Origin of the sequence: Pseudochrobactrum sp. Wa41.01b-1 (assembly GCF_019464455.1) — a bacterium.
In the GTDB taxonomy this organism is placed as follows: Bacteria; Pseudomonadota; Alphaproteobacteria; order Rhizobiales; family Rhizobiaceae; genus Pseudochrobactrum; species Pseudochrobactrum saccharolyticum.
Map to the genome: position 1 here is coordinate 3,225,323 of NZ_CP080493.1, position 17,293 is coordinate 3,242,615.

Annotated in this window: 15 protein-coding genes; 13 read left to right on the forward strand and 2 right to left on the reverse strand. The window is 49.6% G+C overall.

The annotated features are described in order from the left end of the window. Nucleotide 1: 1 nt before the first annotated feature. Complete coding sequence (locus K1X45_RS14710; protein WP_220159284.1) at nucleotides 2-1,186, reverse strand: DUF6538 domain-containing protein; 1,185 nt, start codon at nucleotides 1,184-1,186, stop codon at nucleotides 2-4. A gap of 531 nt (nucleotides 1,187-1,717) precedes the next feature. Between K1X45_RS14710 and K1X45_RS14715 the strand changes: the two genes are divergently transcribed. From K1X45_RS14715 to K1X45_RS14735, 5 genes are all read left to right on the forward strand, one after another. Further along, on the forward strand, nucleotides 1,718-2,872 hold the full coding sequence (locus K1X45_RS14715) for a GGDEF domain-containing protein (protein ID WP_255561005.1): 1,155 nt from the start codon (nucleotides 1,718-1,720) through the stop codon (nucleotides 2,870-2,872). Nucleotides 2,873-3,030: 158 nt separating this feature from the next. Next, nucleotides 3,031-3,894: a DUF2865 domain-containing protein gene (locus tag K1X45_RS14720; RefSeq protein ID WP_220159286.1), complete on the forward strand. Its 864-nt coding sequence runs from the start codon at nucleotides 3,031-3,033 to the stop codon at nucleotides 3,892-3,894. Between the two features lie 584 nt (nucleotides 3,895-4,478). Then, on the forward strand, nucleotides 4,479-5,486 hold the full coding sequence (locus tag K1X45_RS14725) for an ABC transporter substrate-binding protein (protein WP_022710073.1): 1,008 nt from the start codon (nucleotides 4,479-4,481) through the stop codon (nucleotides 5,484-5,486). Nucleotides 5,487-5,713: 227 nt separating this feature from the next. Continuing rightward, nucleotides 5,714-6,784, forward strand: coding sequence for an ABC transporter ATP-binding protein (locus K1X45_RS14730; protein ID WP_220159287.1), 1,071 nt, complete (start codon nucleotides 5,714-5,716; stop codon nucleotides 6,782-6,784). After that, nucleotides 6,781-8,475: an ABC transporter permease subunit gene (locus tag K1X45_RS14735; RefSeq protein WP_220159288.1), complete on the forward strand. Its 1,695-nt coding sequence runs from the start codon at nucleotides 6,781-6,783 to the stop codon at nucleotides 8,473-8,475. The genes K1X45_RS14730 and K1X45_RS14735 overlap by 4 nt, the downstream gene beginning before the upstream one ends. A gap of 67 nt (nucleotides 8,476-8,542) precedes the next feature. Here the strand turns inward: K1X45_RS14735 and K1X45_RS14740 are convergent, their stop codons facing one another. After that, nucleotides 8,543-9,730, reverse strand: coding sequence for a pyridoxal phosphate-dependent aminotransferase (locus tag K1X45_RS14740; RefSeq protein WP_220159289.1), 1,188 nt, complete (start codon nucleotides 9,728-9,730; stop codon nucleotides 8,543-8,545). Between the two features lie 239 nt (nucleotides 9,731-9,969). Between K1X45_RS14740 and K1X45_RS14745 the strand changes: the two genes are divergently transcribed. The 8 genes from K1X45_RS14745 (at nucleotide 9,970) to ycaC (ending at nucleotide 17,213) form a co-directional block, all read left to right on the forward strand. After that, entirely contained in the window at nucleotides 9,970-10,212 is a 243-nt protein-coding gene (locus K1X45_RS14745) for a hypothetical protein (protein WP_220159290.1), read from the forward strand. A gap of 72 nt (nucleotides 10,213-10,284) precedes the next feature. Beyond that, complete coding sequence (locus tag K1X45_RS14750; RefSeq protein ID WP_213597052.1) at nucleotides 10,285-10,872, forward strand: hypothetical protein; 588 nt, start codon at nucleotides 10,285-10,287, stop codon at nucleotides 10,870-10,872. A 154-nt stretch (nucleotides 10,873-11,026) separates the two neighbouring features. After that, the gene (locus tag K1X45_RS14755; RefSeq protein WP_220159291.1) at nucleotides 11,027-12,325 is read left to right on the forward strand and encodes an extracellular solute-binding protein; all 1,299 of its coding nucleotides are present in this window, start codon (nucleotides 11,027-11,029) and stop codon (nucleotides 12,323-12,325) included. 98 nt (nucleotides 12,326-12,423) lie between these two features. After that, nucleotides 12,424-13,395 (forward strand): carbohydrate ABC transporter permease, encoded by a 972-nt coding sequence (locus tag K1X45_RS14760; protein WP_255560445.1) that lies wholly within the window; start codon nucleotides 12,424-12,426, stop codon nucleotides 13,393-13,395. Between the two features lie 12 nt (nucleotides 13,396-13,407). Beyond that, entirely contained in the window at nucleotides 13,408-14,250 is an 843-nt protein-coding gene (gene ugpE / locus K1X45_RS14765) for a sn-glycerol-3-phosphate ABC transporter permease UgpE (RefSeq protein ID WP_075654522.1), read from the forward strand. 19 nt (nucleotides 14,251-14,269) lie between these two features. After that, a complete protein-coding gene (locus tag K1X45_RS14770) occupies nucleotides 14,270-15,373 on the forward strand; it encodes a sn-glycerol-3-phosphate import ATP-binding protein UgpC (RefSeq protein WP_220159293.1) in 1,104 nt (367 codons plus the stop codon). 26 nt (nucleotides 15,374-15,399) lie between these two features. Further along, nucleotides 15,400-16,425, forward strand: a complete 1,026-nt coding sequence (locus tag K1X45_RS14775) for an endonuclease/exonuclease/phosphatase family protein (protein ID WP_370627047.1) — start codon at nucleotides 15,400-15,402, stop codon at nucleotides 16,423-16,425. Nucleotides 16,426-16,586: 161 nt separating this feature from the next. Further along, nucleotides 16,587-17,213: an isochorismate family cysteine hydrolase YcaC gene (gene ycaC, locus K1X45_RS14780; RefSeq protein WP_022710061.1), complete on the forward strand. Its 627-nt coding sequence runs from the start codon at nucleotides 16,587-16,589 to the stop codon at nucleotides 17,211-17,213. The last annotated feature ends 80 nt before the right edge of the window (nucleotides 17,214-17,293 follow it).

Sequence of the window (17,293 nt, forward strand, 5' to 3'; positions counted from 1 at the left end):
CTCAAGTGTACCGACACCCTACAAAAAGCGGTGACTTGAACAGCGTATTCAATTGTTCGACAGTAAAGGGAAGTGTGCTAATTTTCTTCTCTTTAGATAGGGACATACCGTCAGTTGGGTTCTGGTCAATATAGCCGTGATTAACAAGCCAATTACAAAATGCACCCAAATTAGAAAGATAGCGGTTCACGGTGCGAGGCGTTAAAACGGGCTTCCCAACCTTTTCATTGTACTTCACAATTTGAGCGATTTTCATACCTGAAAACGCCTTGGTCTCGCTGGCCTTAACTGGATAGCGCATAAGCAGGGCTTTCCATTCGCGTACAGCTTTTTTATCCATTCTGCTGACAGGGCAGTTGCTGCCAACATAATCAACAAAAGTTCCTATATCCCGCCGAGCCTGATTAAGAGTGTCAGACGAGATATTTCTAGGGTTCTCTGCTGCGTAAATTTCAAACAGCTCTAATATGGTTTCACCTTTGACGGTTTGTTGCCGTGCTGTTCCCGTCACAGGTTTAACGATAGGGTCTTTAGGTGAACCGGAGTAGTCGCCGCTGTCGCGCTCAAGAGTGCGCTCTAGCGCTTCAATTTCTGCGCGCATAAGTTTGCGGGCTAAATCCATCCACTCTGGTGAGCCTTTATTTACAATCAGCTTGTTACGACTGATAAAATCGTTGACCTCATGGTCAACCAAAGCCGTTTCATTTTTAGTTAAATGTTTCTTCAATTCATTTAATTTTGTGCGCCGACGGAGTGTGTCAAACCCTGCTTGGCCTTTCATTGCCTCTATTTCAATGCTGGCATTAAATAATGCTAAAGGGTTCTGTATATCCACTTTGTTACGATAAATCTCTTTGGCGGTGCTCTGAATAAGTGCGTTAATATCAGCCTCAGTTGGTGCAGATATACGTTTCTGTTCATCGCGCTCCAAGGTGTCGGAGTAATGTTGCCAGACGGCTTCAGCTTTATCATCTGTTGTCATTTCGCGACGAGAGCGCACGTCTTCAAATTCAGCACGCCATAAATCAATAACCGGATTAAGCTCTTTTTTAGCTTCTTCTAAATCTTTTGTTTTGAGAGACTTCCAGCGCTGTTTTGTTTTGTAGTGGTCAACCAAATCAGACGGAATATCCATCAATGCGTAATAGACCGCACCGCGTCTTTGCAGGTATGAAATTCGCGCCATTTTATTATTCCTTAACACAAAACCTTAACAGTGCTCCTTAACAGTTGTATTCAGAAAAACACTGTGATAGCAATAGCTTGTAGGATTTCAAAGGCTTAAAATAAATTGGATTAATGTCCAGGCGCCCCAGCCAATTTCTCGCATTATGTTCCGACTGTTTAATTTGTTATGCCGGTGATTTTTGATCTCGCTATGTGTAGTAAACAGGTGGAGTAAACTCAAATTGTTCTCACGATATATTTAACTCAGCTTGCTTGTTTTGTTTGAATTTAAGAATATTAAGCAGCACTGAAACAATCTTATTCTTTTATCTTTCATTCAAAATGTCGCTTTTTGCATAAAAAAGTGATAGCGGGATATTTTTACATAATGCTATGGAATATGTGATGCCTGCTAAAACGGCTGCACACTTTATGAATATGTTCGGCTTGCCGAACCGCATACTGACTTCGTCTCCCTAACGGGCAGAAGTCAGAGATACAGTGCATTCCGGGAGTATTTTGTTTATCGACGTGAGGGATTTGATTGTCGATGCTCATTCAATACATGGCAGATATTGAGCCAAATTCACTATTTACAGTAAACGCTATTTCTCTGGCAGCGTTTGCGATTGCATTTTTTTGTATTTGGCTGAAGCAGCGGGACAGAACCTATTGGCTATATTGGGTTGCCGCGAATGCAGTTTTATCCGTCGGCTTCATTATCTTTGTTGTGATTGATCGCTCGCAGATGCTGCAGTTGATTCTCGTTAATGTGGTTTTAGCGACGGGGATAGCGCTGCGCTGGCAGGCTATACGCAGCTTTTTCTATCGCAAAAACTATATTGAGATTAATTTCTTAATCATACTGATTGTGCTGCTCCCGTATCTGTTCTCTTCCTATCTGACGAACGGGTTTATTTTTGGCTTTGTTAATCTCATATTTTTGGTTGAAATTATCTTGGTTCTCCGCGAATTGCTGCGCCCAAATGGTGAGACTCTGCCGTCCCGTTGGGGGTTGGCTATTGCCTATAGTCTTGTTGCCGCGGCATTTGTTGCCCGTGTGATACAGGGCTGGGTGACTAGCCCGGCAAATATGAAACTACTGCCGAATGACGGGCTTCTGGCGGTCATTTTGCTCGTTATGTCCATTCATATTGTTGCAAGCGGCGCTTTTGCTATATCAATGGCCTATGAGCGGGGGATTTCTGAGTTAAAACAAATGGCTCTGCTTGATCCGCTGACGGGTCTGTATAATCGCAGAGCCTTTGAACTGACCTTAGCAGAGCGCGATCCTGCGGATGGTTCGCTTGCTTTGATTTTGCTGGATATTGATCATTTTAAGCGCATTAACGATCAGTTCGGTCATGCCGCCGGTGATATTGCCTTGCAGCGTTTTGCCAATATCCTGATGACGATTTTCCGGAAGAAGGATTTTATTGCCCGTATAGGCGGCGAGGAATTTGCGGTTATTCTCCCCGATACGACAATGAATGAAGCCTATGAGTTTGCCGAGCGTGTTCGCAAGACTGCCGAAAATGATGCATTCGAGCATAGCGATGGCATTGTGCGCCTGACAATCAGTGCGGGGGTCTGTCAGGCAGCCGCAGACGTAACCTCTTTTTCCGATATGACCAAAAAAGCAGATATCAGCCTGTACATAGCTAAAAATAATGGTCGTAACCGGGTTGAAATATTTGCTACATGATTCATCGGTAAAGCTTTGTAATTCTTTGCTCAATTCGGCCGTTACATAAACACGCGGAGGGGACTGTGGTTAAGTGGAGGGTGTCAAAGAGGTTGGGTTTTCCGGTGATGCCTGCGCTTATGGCGCGTTGTGTTACGCTTCGCCAGACATTGCTCCTCATGGTTGTCTTGCTTGTAACGGGCACAATCTCTCCTGCTCTTGCTGCGACATGTTCTGATAATTCCCTGATCGCTGCCGATATCATTTTAAAACGTCAACTGACTGCCCTGAAAAATATGGAGCGCGGCCGGAAATGTACGGCTGAAAATGCTCAGGGCGGCTTTTTTAACGCCTGCCGTGATTTGGCTCAGCGACGTGGTGACATACAAAAACAGTTGCAGAAAAGTGCAGCAGCCTTGGCAAAATGCAGCGGAACATCTCTCACTGCTGCATCATCAAAACCAAGCGGGCTGAGCAACAAAAGCCAGCTTACCAAAAATACCAATTTGTTTGGCGGTCAGTATTCGGGAACACCTTTACTGTTTTGTGTGCGCCTGTCCGATGGATATTATTTTCCGGCACCGCATTCGCAATATGCCCGAAGCGACAAGATAAAAGAGACATTGGCGCAGTGCCGTTTCATCTGCGAGACACCTGACGTCAATCTGTATGTTTTGAGCGATCCTGCTGCCGAGACTGCAGATATGGTATCCGTTGATAAACGTGAATCTTACGTCAATCTGGGTTCTGCTTATGCCTATCAGGCATCAGAGAATTTTCAGAAATGTAACTGGGCAAAGTATTTTTCCTATATTGAGCAGGTGCGGGCAGGTTCCGCAAAACCGAAGAAAAAAAACATTGCGCCTGTTAAGCCGGTGATGGCGCCGGTTTCTGTTCCGGTCGTTGAAAAAGATAAGTCTGAGCGTGCTGTACGGATTGTCGGACCTGCCTTCTTGCAGGACGGTAATGATATGCTGGTTAATCTGGGCAGCCGGCGTGAGCAGCCGGAAACAGGCATAGAAGTTTTACACAGCACAGAGTGATCTGATCGCATGGCGTAACTGACCGAATGCGATATTTGTTACCGTGAAAACGACAGCAAATATTGCAGTTTTATTGCCTGTTTGCGGAAATGTTTATTATGACAAAATGCGCTGTTTTTTGCCGCTTACGGACATGCGCATGAGCCAAAGCACAGGCACAGTTTTGAGGTTATCCTGATGGGGGCGGCTTTTGATCCGTCACTCCCCCCTGATTTTTATGCAAGATCGTGAATGCAATGCGGGTGTGGAAAACACATCTGCAGCCACAGACTTTAGTGTACCCGTCGTTAAATGGTCTCATTCAACGACCGCGATAATATGACCAATCGAGAATTCGGAAGCTGACCTGACAGATGTGCCTTTCTGTGAGGTTGTGCGGAGCATTGTCTGAAGAATGGTCTCATTCTGAGATCATGTTTATGCGACCAATGAGGCCACGGGAATGACTGCAGCGGGAGGGGGCAAGCGCAGCGTGTTCCGGTGTGTTTTCAAAGTTTCGCATTGATATCTGTGGCTATTTCATCATTATGTGCGGGAACTTTTTATAAAAACTCAAACAAAATCCATGGGATGGGGGCTTTGATATGCGCAAGACTTACCTGAAAACTCTGGGTGCGCTGGCTGCGACTCTGATGGCCGGTTCTGCACTGGCAGAGACGCTGACGGTTTATACTGTTTATGAAGAAGATGAGGCCGCAGCTTTCCTCGCCGAGGCGAAAAAAGCTTTGCCTGATCTGGATATTAATATGCTGCGCCTGTCCAATGGCGATCTTGTTGCCCGTATCATTGCCGAACAGGCAAATCCGCAACATGATGTGCTGTGGGGCGTTGCAGTTACCTCGCTGTTTAATCCTGAAATTATTAAAACGCTGGAGCCTTATAAGCCTGCGAATATCGACACTGTGCCTGCGCAGTTCCGTGATAAGGAAGATCGCTGGTTTGCGGTTACCGGTTATATGGCTGCTTTTTGCGTCAACAATGAGCGCCTGAAATCCAAAGGCCTGACAATGCCGAAGTCATGGGCCGATCTGACTGACCCTGCCTTTAAAGGTGAAGTGGTGATGCCGAACCCTGCATCATCCGGCACCGGCTATATCCAGATTGACTCGCTGATCCAGCAGATGGGCGAAGAAAAGGGCTGGGCTTTCCTCGACAGTCTCGACAAGAACGTAGCGCAATATATCAAATCTGGTTCCAAGCCGTGCAACGTCGCTTCAATGGGCGAATATACTGTTGGTGCCTCTTTTGAACTGCGTGCCATCAAGAATATTGCCGAGGGCTATCCGATCACCATGGTGATCCCGTCAGAAGGCGCGGGTAATGAACTGGAAGCCAATGCGCTGGTTTCAACATCCAAGAACAAAGACGCAGCCAAACGTTTTCTCGACTGGACTGTGAGCAAGCAGGCTGCCGACGAATATTACAAGTGGAAAGCCATTGTAACGATTCCGGGCGGCGCAATGCCGGACAAGTTCAAAGAAGCCGGTCTTCCTGAAGATGTGTCTAAGGTTATGTATGCGGTTGATTTCAAAGCCGCAGCCGATGATCGCACAAAGATCATTGAAACATGGCAGAAGAAATACGAGCGCTAATTGTTAAACAGACCGGACAGCCTTGCAACTGTCCGGTCTTGCTCTTTCGGCTTTCAAAGCGTTGAGCAAGCTGTTTTCTGCGCTGTAAAAAACATACGAAAAACAGAGATTTAAAGCTGCAGCTTGAATCGATCTGATAAGCATTTGCATGAAATTTCATGCAACGGGGAATACGCAGGGATTTTCAGCTGCGTCCATAAAAACAAAATACCAAAGGAAATATACCAATGGATTTGAACATTCAGAATGTCATTAAAAGCTATGGCGCAGTGAAAGCCCTTGATAATGTTTCTCTGAATATTCCGCATGGTTCTTTGGTATGTTTTCTCGGGCCCTCCGGTTGCGGCAAGACAACCTTGTTGCGTGCCGTTGCGGGGCTGGAAGATATTGATTCCGGCAGGATTATGCTGGGTGATAATGACCTGTCGCACACACCTGCACGGTCACGTAATTTCGGTGTTGTGTTTCAGTCTTATTCGCTGTTTCCGCATATGACGGCGGCGCGCAATATTGCCTACGGGCTGGAATGCCGGAGCTGGACAAAAGCACAGATTGCAGCGCGGGTGCGTGAAATGCTGGATCTGGTGCATCTGGCTAATCAGGCCGAGAAACTACCGGCGCAAATGTCCGGCGGTCAGCAACAGCGTATAGCTATTGCCCGTGCATTGGCTCCCAATCCTTCACTCTTGCTGCTTGATGAGCCGCTTTCCGCGCTGGATGCTAAAGTGCGCGAGGAATTGCGCAATGAAATTCGTGCGCTGCAAAAGCGGGTTGGCATTACCACCATTATGGTTACGCACGATCAGGAAGAAGCATTGGCGATGGCCGATGTGATCGTGGTGATGAAAGACGGACATATTGAACAAACCGGTACGCCGCAGACGCTCTATCAGCAGCCTTTAACCAGCTTTGTTGCGGATTTTATCGGCCGCATGAATATTCTGCCGCTGGACAAGACTGCCGGTAATAGCCTGCATTTTGCCGATAAAGTACTGAAACTGGATGTTGCTGAAGTTTCCGGTTCCGCAACGGTCAGTAAAGTCGGTATCCGGCCTGAGGCCGTCAGCCTGCTGCCCGCAACGCAAACCATGCCGGATGATAATCACTTTCCGGCAACCATCCGCAGTCAGATTTATCTGGGGCATATATCGCGGCTGGAAGTGGTGCCGGATAAACGGCCGGACGTTAAAATCAGTGTGGAAATGCACGGCACCGCCAACAGAGCAGGGTACTTGCCGCAAACAGGTGATGCAGTAACGCTGCATCTGCCGGCAGATGCTTTACGGGTGCTGTCATGAGCAGCGCGGAGGCTTCTGTAAGCACAACGACCGGTGCCGGTTTAAAGCGCGGTCTGTTTAGCGACAATTTCATTTCCTGGGCGATGACGATCGGGATTACAGCTCTGATCCTGATTTTCCTTGTCATGCCGCTTTGGGCCATTCTGGTGCTGGGTTTCAGCACGCCGGAAGGTTTTGGTCTCGGCAATTTTACCCGCACTTTTACCACCGCGCGTTTCTGGACGCTGGTGCTGAATAGTCTTGGTATGGCGCTGACCTGTACCATTATTGTGACCGGTATGGCCTATGCCTATGCCTATACGCTGCAACGTGCCCATGTGCCGTTTAAATCCCTGTTGCGGATGGCAGCGCTTATTCCTCTCTTTGCTCCGTCATTGGTGCAGGCGCAGGGGCTGGTGCTGCTGCTCGGCCGTAACGGTATTCTCAACCGCTGGATGGGCATGGATATTGATATCTATGGTTTCTGGGGTGTGGTGATTGCTAATGCGCTTTATGCTTTTCCCTATGCTTTCCTGATCCTTTCGGCAGCGCTGGCTGTCAGCGATGCACGGCTGCATGAAAGTGCGGAAGTGCTGGGGGCAGGGCCATGGCGTATCTTCCGCACCCAAACTTTGCCTGCCACCCGTTATGGTCTGGCGGCAGCCTGTTTCGTTGTGTTCAATCTGGTGATGACTGACTTTGGTAATCCGATGGTGATCGGCGGCGATTTCAACGTGCTGGCTACGGAAGTCTATAATCAGGTGATCGGGCAGGCGCAGTTTGGTCTTGGCGCGGTGATCGGTATTGTGCTGCTGATGCCTGCCATTGCCGCCAAGATTGTTGAAAAACGCCTGACCAAACAGCAACAGGCACTGCTCACTTCACAGGCGCGGCCGATGGTTGTGCGTCCGTCAGGCAAACGTGATCTGCTGCTCGGGCTTTATGCCTATTTCACAATGGCGCTGATCCTGAGTGTCATTCTGATTGTGGTGCTGGCAAGCTTCGTCAAGCTCTGGCCATATAATATGAGCTTTACGCTTCAGCATTATCAGTTTGATGTGCAGAATGGCACAGCGCCTTTGTGGAACAGTGTGAAGATCAGTCTGGCAACTGCTGTGCTGGGCGTTGCAATTGCCGGTATGACAGCAATTGCGGTGCAGAAGTTCAAAAATCCGCTCACCGGCCCGCTGGCATTTCTGGCAATCTTGCCGTCAGCCGTTCCGGGTATGGTGCTGGGGCTTGGTTATGTACTGGCCTTTAACAATCCGTCCAACCCGCTGCATTTCCTCTATGGCAGCTTTGCTTTGATCATTATTCTCAGCGTCTATTATAACCACGCCCACGCATTCCTGATCTCCTCAACCAGTCTGAAACAGATCAGCGGTTCGTTTGATGAAGCATCAACAATGCTCGGCGGCAGCGTGCTGACCACTTTGCGTAAAGTGACATTGCCGCTGTTGTGGCCGACATTACTGGGCGTGGGTGTTCTGTTCTTCATGCGCACCATGGTGTCGCTGTCTGCGGTGATCTTTCTCACCACACCGGCAACGCAGGTCGCCTCGATCTCAGTGCTGCAATTGTCTGATCGCGGGGCGGTCAATCAGGCGGCGGCTTTCTCGGTCTGTATTATGCTGATTGTGATTGCAGCTTTGCTGATCGTGCGCGGTATTCTTTGGGCATTTGGTGCCAAGCATGTGACACTGATCCGCTAAAACCGATATGAAAAACAAAAAGCCCGCCTCAGTGATGAGGCGGGCTTTGTATTGGAAGGAGGTGAAATCAGGCTGCTTTTTCCAGTGTGATACGTTGTGCAAGCCGTACCATACCGGCACAGGCTGCATCAATCTGATCATCCGCCACGCTGAGGCTGAGACGCAAGAAGCCTACCAGATTGCTGCCGAAGGAATCGCCGGGCATAGTCGCAATCTTTTCTTCTTCCAGCAGGCGCATCGCAAATTCCGCACCGGTCATGCCGGTGGCGCGGATATCTGCCAGAATGAACATGCCTGCCTGCGGGATCTTGCAGGAAATTCCGGCATGATCATCAAGCCGCTCGGAAATCATTTGCGCACGGCGGTAGAAATTTTCAAGCATTTGCTGAGCCGCAGTTGCCGGACGGCTCAGTGCATAGGCAGTCATGTCTGCGATGAAAGGCTGTACGCCGAACAGTAAATATTCTGACAAAGGCAGCAGGCGATCCGTAAATTCTTCCGGTCCGATGCACCAGCCGCTGCGGAAGCCCGGAGCAGAATGGGATTTGGAAATCGAGGCAACCACAACGGTGCGCTCGGCCAGTTCTGGCAGATCAAGCGGAGAGGCAAATTCACCGTCAAAGACCAACAATTCATAAACCTCATCGGAAATAATCCAGAGATTATGTTTGCGGCAGACTTCGCCAATGGCTGCGATTTCCTCACGGCTCAGCATGGCACCGGTAGGGTTATGCGGTGAGTTGAGCAACAGCACGCGCGAGCGTGGTGTAATCGCCTTTTCCAGATCGGCAGCCTGCAGGCGGAAACCGTTGGTTTCACTGACCGGCACATAGACCGGTGTGGCACCGGTTGCTTTAATCACGCCTTCATAAGTCGCATAGCACGGATTGGTGGTGATGACTTCGTCACCTTCTTCGGCCAGACCAAGCATGGCGATTGCCAGTGCGCTTTGTGTACCCGGAAAGCAGAGAATCTGCTGCTGGCTGATCTTGCGGCCGGTACGCTTCGAATATTTGTCAGACAGAGCTGCAAGAATCGACGGCTCCCCACGGCCGCTGGTATAGCGGGTGCGGCCTGCGCGCATGGAGCGGGCAGCCTCATCAATCATATCGGCAGGTGTCGGAATATCCGGCTCGCCGATGGTCAGCTCGATAATATCTTCGCCTGCGGCTTTCATCTCGCGGGCGCGCATATGGACAGCCCATTTGTGTGAGCCTTTGCTGCTCAAACGCTCGGTAATACGCGCATAATGCATCTTGAGCGCTCCTCCGTATTTTTATTCATGCTTGCTGCATCTTTTAATAGTTCATGCGTTGTATCGCATGAACTGAAGATAAGACCAGTGTTGTTTCTGCATGACATCAGAAAAGCGCATAAATTATGGTGGGAATTATTGTTCAACATTATGATCTATTGAAATCTTCAGGCTTGTCATGCGCGGGCAGAGTTTATAACCATCACGGGTAGTTTTGTAATCTGTCCGGTGAAGCTTCTATGACCAATACCAATTTAACGCTTTTTATCTGTGATCTGCTGAGTGCTGCGGGTTCATTCACACTGCTGATCGGTTTGCTGGTCGTATTGTTCTCCACATCCCTGCATGGTGATGCGGGACAAAACGATGACAAAGGCTTGGTTGTTAAAGCATCCAAACATTTCAGAACCGGCTTGATTCTGGCAATTCTGGGTGCTCTGCTTCTGACTATGTCGGCATCATTTGAGCTGATAATTTACTAGTAAATAAAATGACAGCCGGAGGGGATGTGATCCGGCAGTTTATAATGCGCTTATCCGGAGGGGAGCTTGCCAATGGCAACGGATATTCTTGTCAGTCAGGCTGATGTTTTTTCGCATATGCGCATTATCAATGGCATGGGCATAAGCCTGTGCCTGTCGCGCTTGCTGGTCTTCGCGTCCAAATTTATTCAGCACCCTTCGAAGAACAAGATATCCTATATCCACATCGGCTGGATACTGGTTGTATTTTTATGGATTATTCAATTCTGGTGGGATTATCTCATCGAGAGCAACAGCAAAACCTATGATATTGTTACTTATATCTTAGAGCTGTTTTATGTCTTTGGTCTGTTTTTCATCTGCGTTACCCTGACGCCGGATGACATTAAAGAATACGGGGATTACGAGACCTATTTCTTTTCGAGAAAGAAATGGCTTTTTGCTCTCTTTATTTTCATCAACAGTATGCAGTCTTTTGAGCAGATCAGAACATCCTTCATTAAAAACGACACCGATAATATGGTCGTTCTGCCGGTTGTCATGGTGCTGGAAACCATCGTTATTCTGATTGCGATGAATATTAAGCGCAGGCGATTTCAATATGTGATGATTGGCCTGTTATTTTCCACGATCATTCTGGATTTCATTTTCCTGCCGTAAGGTAGGCCTGCTTAAGTTTGCACAGGGCAGGCAGTGGCAGATTTATGCAACTCGCCGGTTTCGGTGTGTTTCATAAATCTGATTCATTCCTGTTAATTTGGTGTCATATCCACCCTCTATTGCGGAACCAGTTTTTCAACAAACGGGATCTGTAATGTTCAGAAAACTTTCTATCGCCGCTTTGACACTCACCGTCTCTGCAACATCGTCAATGGCTGCAACCAATATCAGCTGGTGGCACGGCATGGGTGGTGCGAATGCTGACGTGATCAATGAGATCTCCAAGCGCTTCAATGAATCCCAGCAGTCCTGCGCGCTGACACCGGTTTCCAAAGGCTCTTATGAAGAAGCGCTGGCCTCCGGTATTGCTGCATTCCGCTCCGGCGAACAGCCGAATATTCTTCAGGTTTTTGATGCCGGTGCAGCCACCATCATCAATGCAAAAGGTGCAACAGTTCCTGCTGAAGACCTGATCAACAATGCCGGTTACAAGTTTGATCGTGAAGCCTTCATCGAAGGTGTGCGTTATTTCTATGCGGCACCGGATGGCAAGTTTGTTGGTATGCCATTCAACTCCTCCGCGCCGATCATGTATATCAATACTGAAGCGCTAAAAAAGGCTGGTGTTGAAGCCCCGAAGACCTGGGAAGAGTTTGAAGCCGTTGCACCGAAGCTTAAAGAAGCCGGTTACATTCCGCTCACCGCTTCTCAGCTGACATGGCAGTTCACCGAGAACTTCTTCTCCCGTCAGAACATTCAGTTCGCCACCAATAATAACGGTTATGACAGTGTTCAGGACACCAAGCTGAATGTGACTGATCCGAACCTCATCATGATGTTCGAAAAGCTGAAAGACTGGGCTGATAAGGGCTATTTCGGCTTCTACGGTGCAGGCTGGGCAGATAATCAGAAGCCGTTTGATGAAGGTAAAGTTGCCTTCTGGATCGGTTCTTCCGGTTCTTTCGGTGGTCTGCAGAAAACCGCGAAAATGGAATTTTCCGCCGACTTCCTGCCTTATTGGAAAGCCATTGACGGTGCAGGCACCAACAGCTTTATCGGTGGTGCGGCTCTGTTCGCCATGGCCGGTAAGCCGGATGCAGAAAACAAATGCGTGGCTGACTTCTTCCAGTTCCTGACTTCACCGGAAGTGCAGAAATATTACCATCAGGCAACCGGTTATGTGGCGATCACCAAGGCCGCTTATGAACTGGCAAAATCTGAAGGCTATTACGAAAAGACACCGGTTGCCGAAGTTGGCATCAAGCAGCTGATGCTGCAGTCCGGTGACTGGTCGAAAGGCTACCGCCTCGGTTTCTACCCGCAGATTCGTACCATCATGGAACGCGAGTATAACCGTATTTTCGCTGGTGAAACCACTGTAAGCCAAGCTTTCGAGACCATCGAAAAAGAAGGCAATGATCTGCTGACCCGTTTCGCAAAGACCGCGAACTAACAACTGAGATTTCTCTCAATGTGATGAACGGGGTCGGAGCAAGTCATGCCTGACCCCGTTTTTAATAGATGCTTCTCAAAAAGACGGGGATTTGCCGCGTGGCATATATCCAGACTTCTCAACCTTCAAAGCTCGCTGCGTTCTTCTCGCGCTTGCCACTGTTCGGCAATGCAAAACAGCCAGAAGCAGCCAAGCGCGTGCAGTTTAATTCACGCCTGCTACCTTATCTTTTGCTGGCGCCGCAGCTGGCTGTTGTTTTGATTTTCTTCTACTGGCCGTCTGTTCAGGCCATCCAGTCGTCCTTTTATATTGAAGACCCGTTCGGTTTCGGTGCGACCTTTGTCGGACTGGAAAACTATACGGATGTACTGGTTAGCCCTGAATATCGCGGCATTGCCGGTTTTACGGCGATTTTTACGATTATTGTTACAGCCCTGTCGCTGGGCATTGGCATGTTGCTGGCGGTGAAAGCCGATGCGGTGATCCGTGGCAATGCTGCCTATAAAACTGTGTTGATCTCGGTCTATGCCATTGCGCCGCCGGTTGCCGGTCTCATCGGAATGATGATCTTCGACCAGCATATCGGTCCGTTTGTGAAAATGGCTGCATGGTTTGGCTGGGATATGAAAGTCGGGCTGAACTATTTCGACACTGCTTTTGCGATGATCGTCGTCTCGGTCTGGAAGCAGATTCCATATAATTTCATTTTCATCCTGTCCGGTTTGCAGGCGGTTCCCGCCTCGGTGCGTGAGGCTGCGGTGATGGATTGCCGTTCCGGTGCACGCCGTTTCCGCACGGTCATTCTGCCTTTACTGGCACCGACCGTGTTCTTCCTGCTGATTATCAATATCACCTATGCGCTGTTCGATACTTTCGGCGTGATCGACGTGATGGTGAAGGACAAGGCCGCCAATAATCCGATTACGCTGGTCTATAAAGTCTTCATGGATGGCTTCCGCGGCAATGACATCGGCAGTTCTTCCGCACAATCCGTCATCTTGATGGTGGTGGTATTCACACTGACCATCGTGCAGTTCCGCTTCGTCGAGCGGCGCATCCACTATAATTGAGCAGGTGACGAGATGCATAAAGTTAAGATTACCGATCATCTGATCCTGCTTGCCGGAGCGCTGTTTCTGATCTTGCCGGTGGTGGTGGCTTTCACCACTTCCAGCCATACGGCAGCGGATATTCACTCCAACGGTTTGTCTCTGAGCTGGGGTGGTAACTTCACGGAAACCTATAGCAATGTGCTGACCCGTGAGGGTGGTTTCACCGGCCAGATCACCGGATCGCGGATGCTGCTGAACTCGCTGATCCTCGGCCTCGGTTTTGCCATCGGCAAGATTGTGCTGTCGATGCTGGCTGCCTATGCGATTGTCTATTTCCGCTTCCGCTTTGCCACGCTGGCATTCTGGCTGATTTTCACCACGCTGCTGCTGCCGCTGGAAGTACGTATCGTGCCTTCCTATCAGGTGGTGTCGTCCTTCGGGATGCTCAACAGCTATTCAGGATTGATCGTGCCGCTGCTGGCTTCGGCCACGGGGACATTCTATTTCCGGCAGTTCTTCAAATCGGTGCCGGATGAATTGCTGGAAGCCTCCCGTATTGACGGGGCAGGACCAGTAAAATTCTTCATCGATATACTGCTGCCGCTGTCGCGCACCATGATCGCCGCAATGTTTATCATCATGTTTGTCTATGGCTGGAACCAGTATCTCTGGCCGATGCTGGTGACGACCGATGAGAGCTTCTTCACGCTGATGCGCGGTATCAAGCAGATTTTGCAGGTGTGGGTCGGGGCGCAAATTCCGGATTATAACGAGGCTTTTGCTCTTGCCGTGCTGGCCATGGTGCCGCCGGTGCTGGTGGTTGTGGTGTTCCAGCGCTGGTTCATCAAAGGCCTGACCGAGAGCGACAAGTAAGAGATTTTAGGAGCCTTCAATGGCACAGGTTAAGATTGAAAATGTATCGAAAATCTATGCGGGCGGTACCAAAGCCGTCAGCGCAGTAAATATCGATATTAAAGACGGTGAATTCATTGTTCTGGTCGGGCCTTCCGGCTGCGGAAAGTCCACGCTGCTGCGTATGGTGGCAGGGCTGGAAACCATCTCGGAAGGTGAGGTGGCAATCGGCAACCGCACCGTTAACGAAGTGGAACCGGCAGATCGTGACATTGCCATGGTGTTTCAGAATTACGCGCTTTATCCGCATATGAGCGTCTATGATAATATGGCTTATGGTCTGCGGAACCGCAAAACGCCGAAAGCCGAGATCGAGGCGCGTGTGGCCGAGGCTGCGCGGATGCTGGAACTGGAACCTTATCTGCAACGCAAGCCGCGTGCGCTTTCCGGTGGTCAGCGCCAACGTGTGGCAATGGGGCGTGCAATTGTGCGCAAACCTGCAGTGTTTCTGTTTGACGAGCCGCTGTCCAATCTCGACGCCAAATTGCGTGTTTCAATGCGCGGAGAAATCCGCCAGTTGCAGCGTCGTCTTGGTACGACCTCGATCTATGTGACCCATGATCAGCTGGAAGCAATGACATTGGCTGATCGTCTGGTGGTGTTGAATGGTGGTGAGATTGAGCAGATCGGTGCGCCGCTGGAGATTTATCACAAGCCTGCATCGACATTTGTCGCCAGCTTTATCGGTTCTCCGGCGATGAACCTTGCTGACGGTACTGTGCATCAGGCACAATTGATGCTGGGCGTGGATATTCTGAAACTCGACACAGAGCCATCTGTGCAGGGCGAGGTGACAATCGGTATCCGTGCGGAAGATTTGCATATCGCTGAAGCCCATGAACAGGCCATACAATTCCGTACGGATTATGTGGAAGAGCTGGGCGCACAGCGCATTGTGCATGGTTATGCGGGCAATCAGAAACTGGTCGCCGCACTGCCCCCAAAAGCTGAAATCCGCGACCAGATGCGACTGGCGGTATCCCCCGACAAACTGCACTTTTTTGATAAACAGAGCGGCAAGCGCATTGAATTATCGCAAACAGCCGCAACCCACGTAAAAGCAGCCCAAGCTGTTTCTGCCTGAAATATTGCATTAAACTGAGAAATGACATGACTGAAGTAATGACTGTTGAAACCATGATCCGCACACAAGTTGCAGTTCTGGATGTGCCATCCCATGAGGAACGCCAGAGCATCACGCAGCTGGATAAAACCATGGCTGCGCATGATGCCAAGCTGGTTTCCATGGAGTGTATGACCCATGTGGAAACCGGCGGTCAGGCTGCTTCAACCGCACCGCTGGCGTTTCCGTTTAATGTCACTGCGTGGAATCTGGAGCGTTGTCTGTTCCCTGAGGAAAGCGCTGCGAAAATGCTGGCAGAAAAACCGGCCGTGGCACTGCTGACCGAGATGGACAATGGCATGGCGCGCACCGCGCAGAAGAACATGACAGCGGAAGTCGCTCGCCATATGGCTATGGAATATGCTTATGGCGTGGAGTTTATCGAGCTTGGCCTTGGCTCTGAAATCGAGCATTCCTTCTGTAAAGACGATTTCAACGAAAAAGGCTTCCACGGCAATGCACTGATGTCTTCTGTGCCGATGCAGTGTATCTTTGTACAGCGTCTGGCCGGTGAGCGCCTGTGGTTCTTCAATGGCGGCGATCAGCCACGACTGGGGGAGCGCAATGCAATCGGCGCGGTGATTGAAACCATTGACGGGCCGTTTCTGGCGGTATCTGTGCATCTGGAAAGCGCATCTCCGGCAGCCTATCGCGAAAAACAGGTCGCACAGCTGATTGATGCGCTGGAAGCAGAATTTGGCGGCATGCCAATGCTGATCGGCGGCGATCTCAATACCGGTAATCATGCGGAAGGTGACTTCGAGGCGGAAGGTCTGTTCCGCGTCGCCGCCGAGCGCGGTTTCATCCGTCACAGCGGTGCGCTGGATCAGATGACCACACGCCCGAGCCTGATTACCCGCTGGCCTGACCGGGCTATGAAACTGGACTGGTTCCTGAGCCGGGGTCTGAATATTACTGAGAGCCGCATCATCTCTTCACTGGATGATAATCAGCGTCCGCTTTCCGATCATGATCTGATTGTTTGCCGTGTTGATGGTTTCAGCGCTGCATAAATCGTGTTGATATGCCGGAGGGAGGCCTGTCTTCCTTCCGGTTTTGTAAAGAGCCTGATTGTCTCTTTTTTGGGACGTTGTGGTTCCAAATAACTATCTTTTGGAGTTTTCGTCTTGCGGGTAGGTTCATTTCATCAACTTGAAACCATGGAGTTTTGAAAATGTCCAAGCCTTATAACCGCCTCGATAAAGACAATGCAGCTGTTCTTCTCGTAGACCATCAGACAGGTCTGCTGTCTCTGGTTCGTGACATTGATCCTGATAAATTCAAGAACAATGTGCTGGCACTTGCTGATCTCGCAAAATATTTCAACCTGCCAACCATTCTCACCACATCTTTCGAAGATGGCCCGAACGGCCCGCTGGTGCCTGAGCTGAAAGAGCTTTTCCCGAATGCGCCTTATATTGCCCGTCCTGGTCAGATCAATGCGTGGGATAACGAAGATTTCGTGAAAGCCGTTAAGGCAACCGGCAAGAAGCAGCTGATTATCGCTGGTGTTGTGACCGAAGTTTGTGTGGCTTTCCCTGCGCTGTCGGCTCTGGCTGAAGATTTCGAAGTCTTCGTGGTGACCGATGCGTCCGGTACATTCAACGAAATCACCCGTCATTCCGCATGGGATCGTATGAGTGCTAATGGTGCACAGCTGATGACATGGTTCGGTCTTGCCTGTGAGTTGCACCGCGACTGGCGTAACGATGTGGAAGGTCTGGGCACTCTGTTCGCAAACCACATTCCGGATTACCGCAACCTGATTAACAGCTACAACACTGTTAAAGCATCAAAATAATCTTCTGAGCCTATAGCTTAAGGATAAGGCCGTGTTGTTGGCTAGAGCGGTTTCAGTAAATATTGAATCGTTGAAACCGC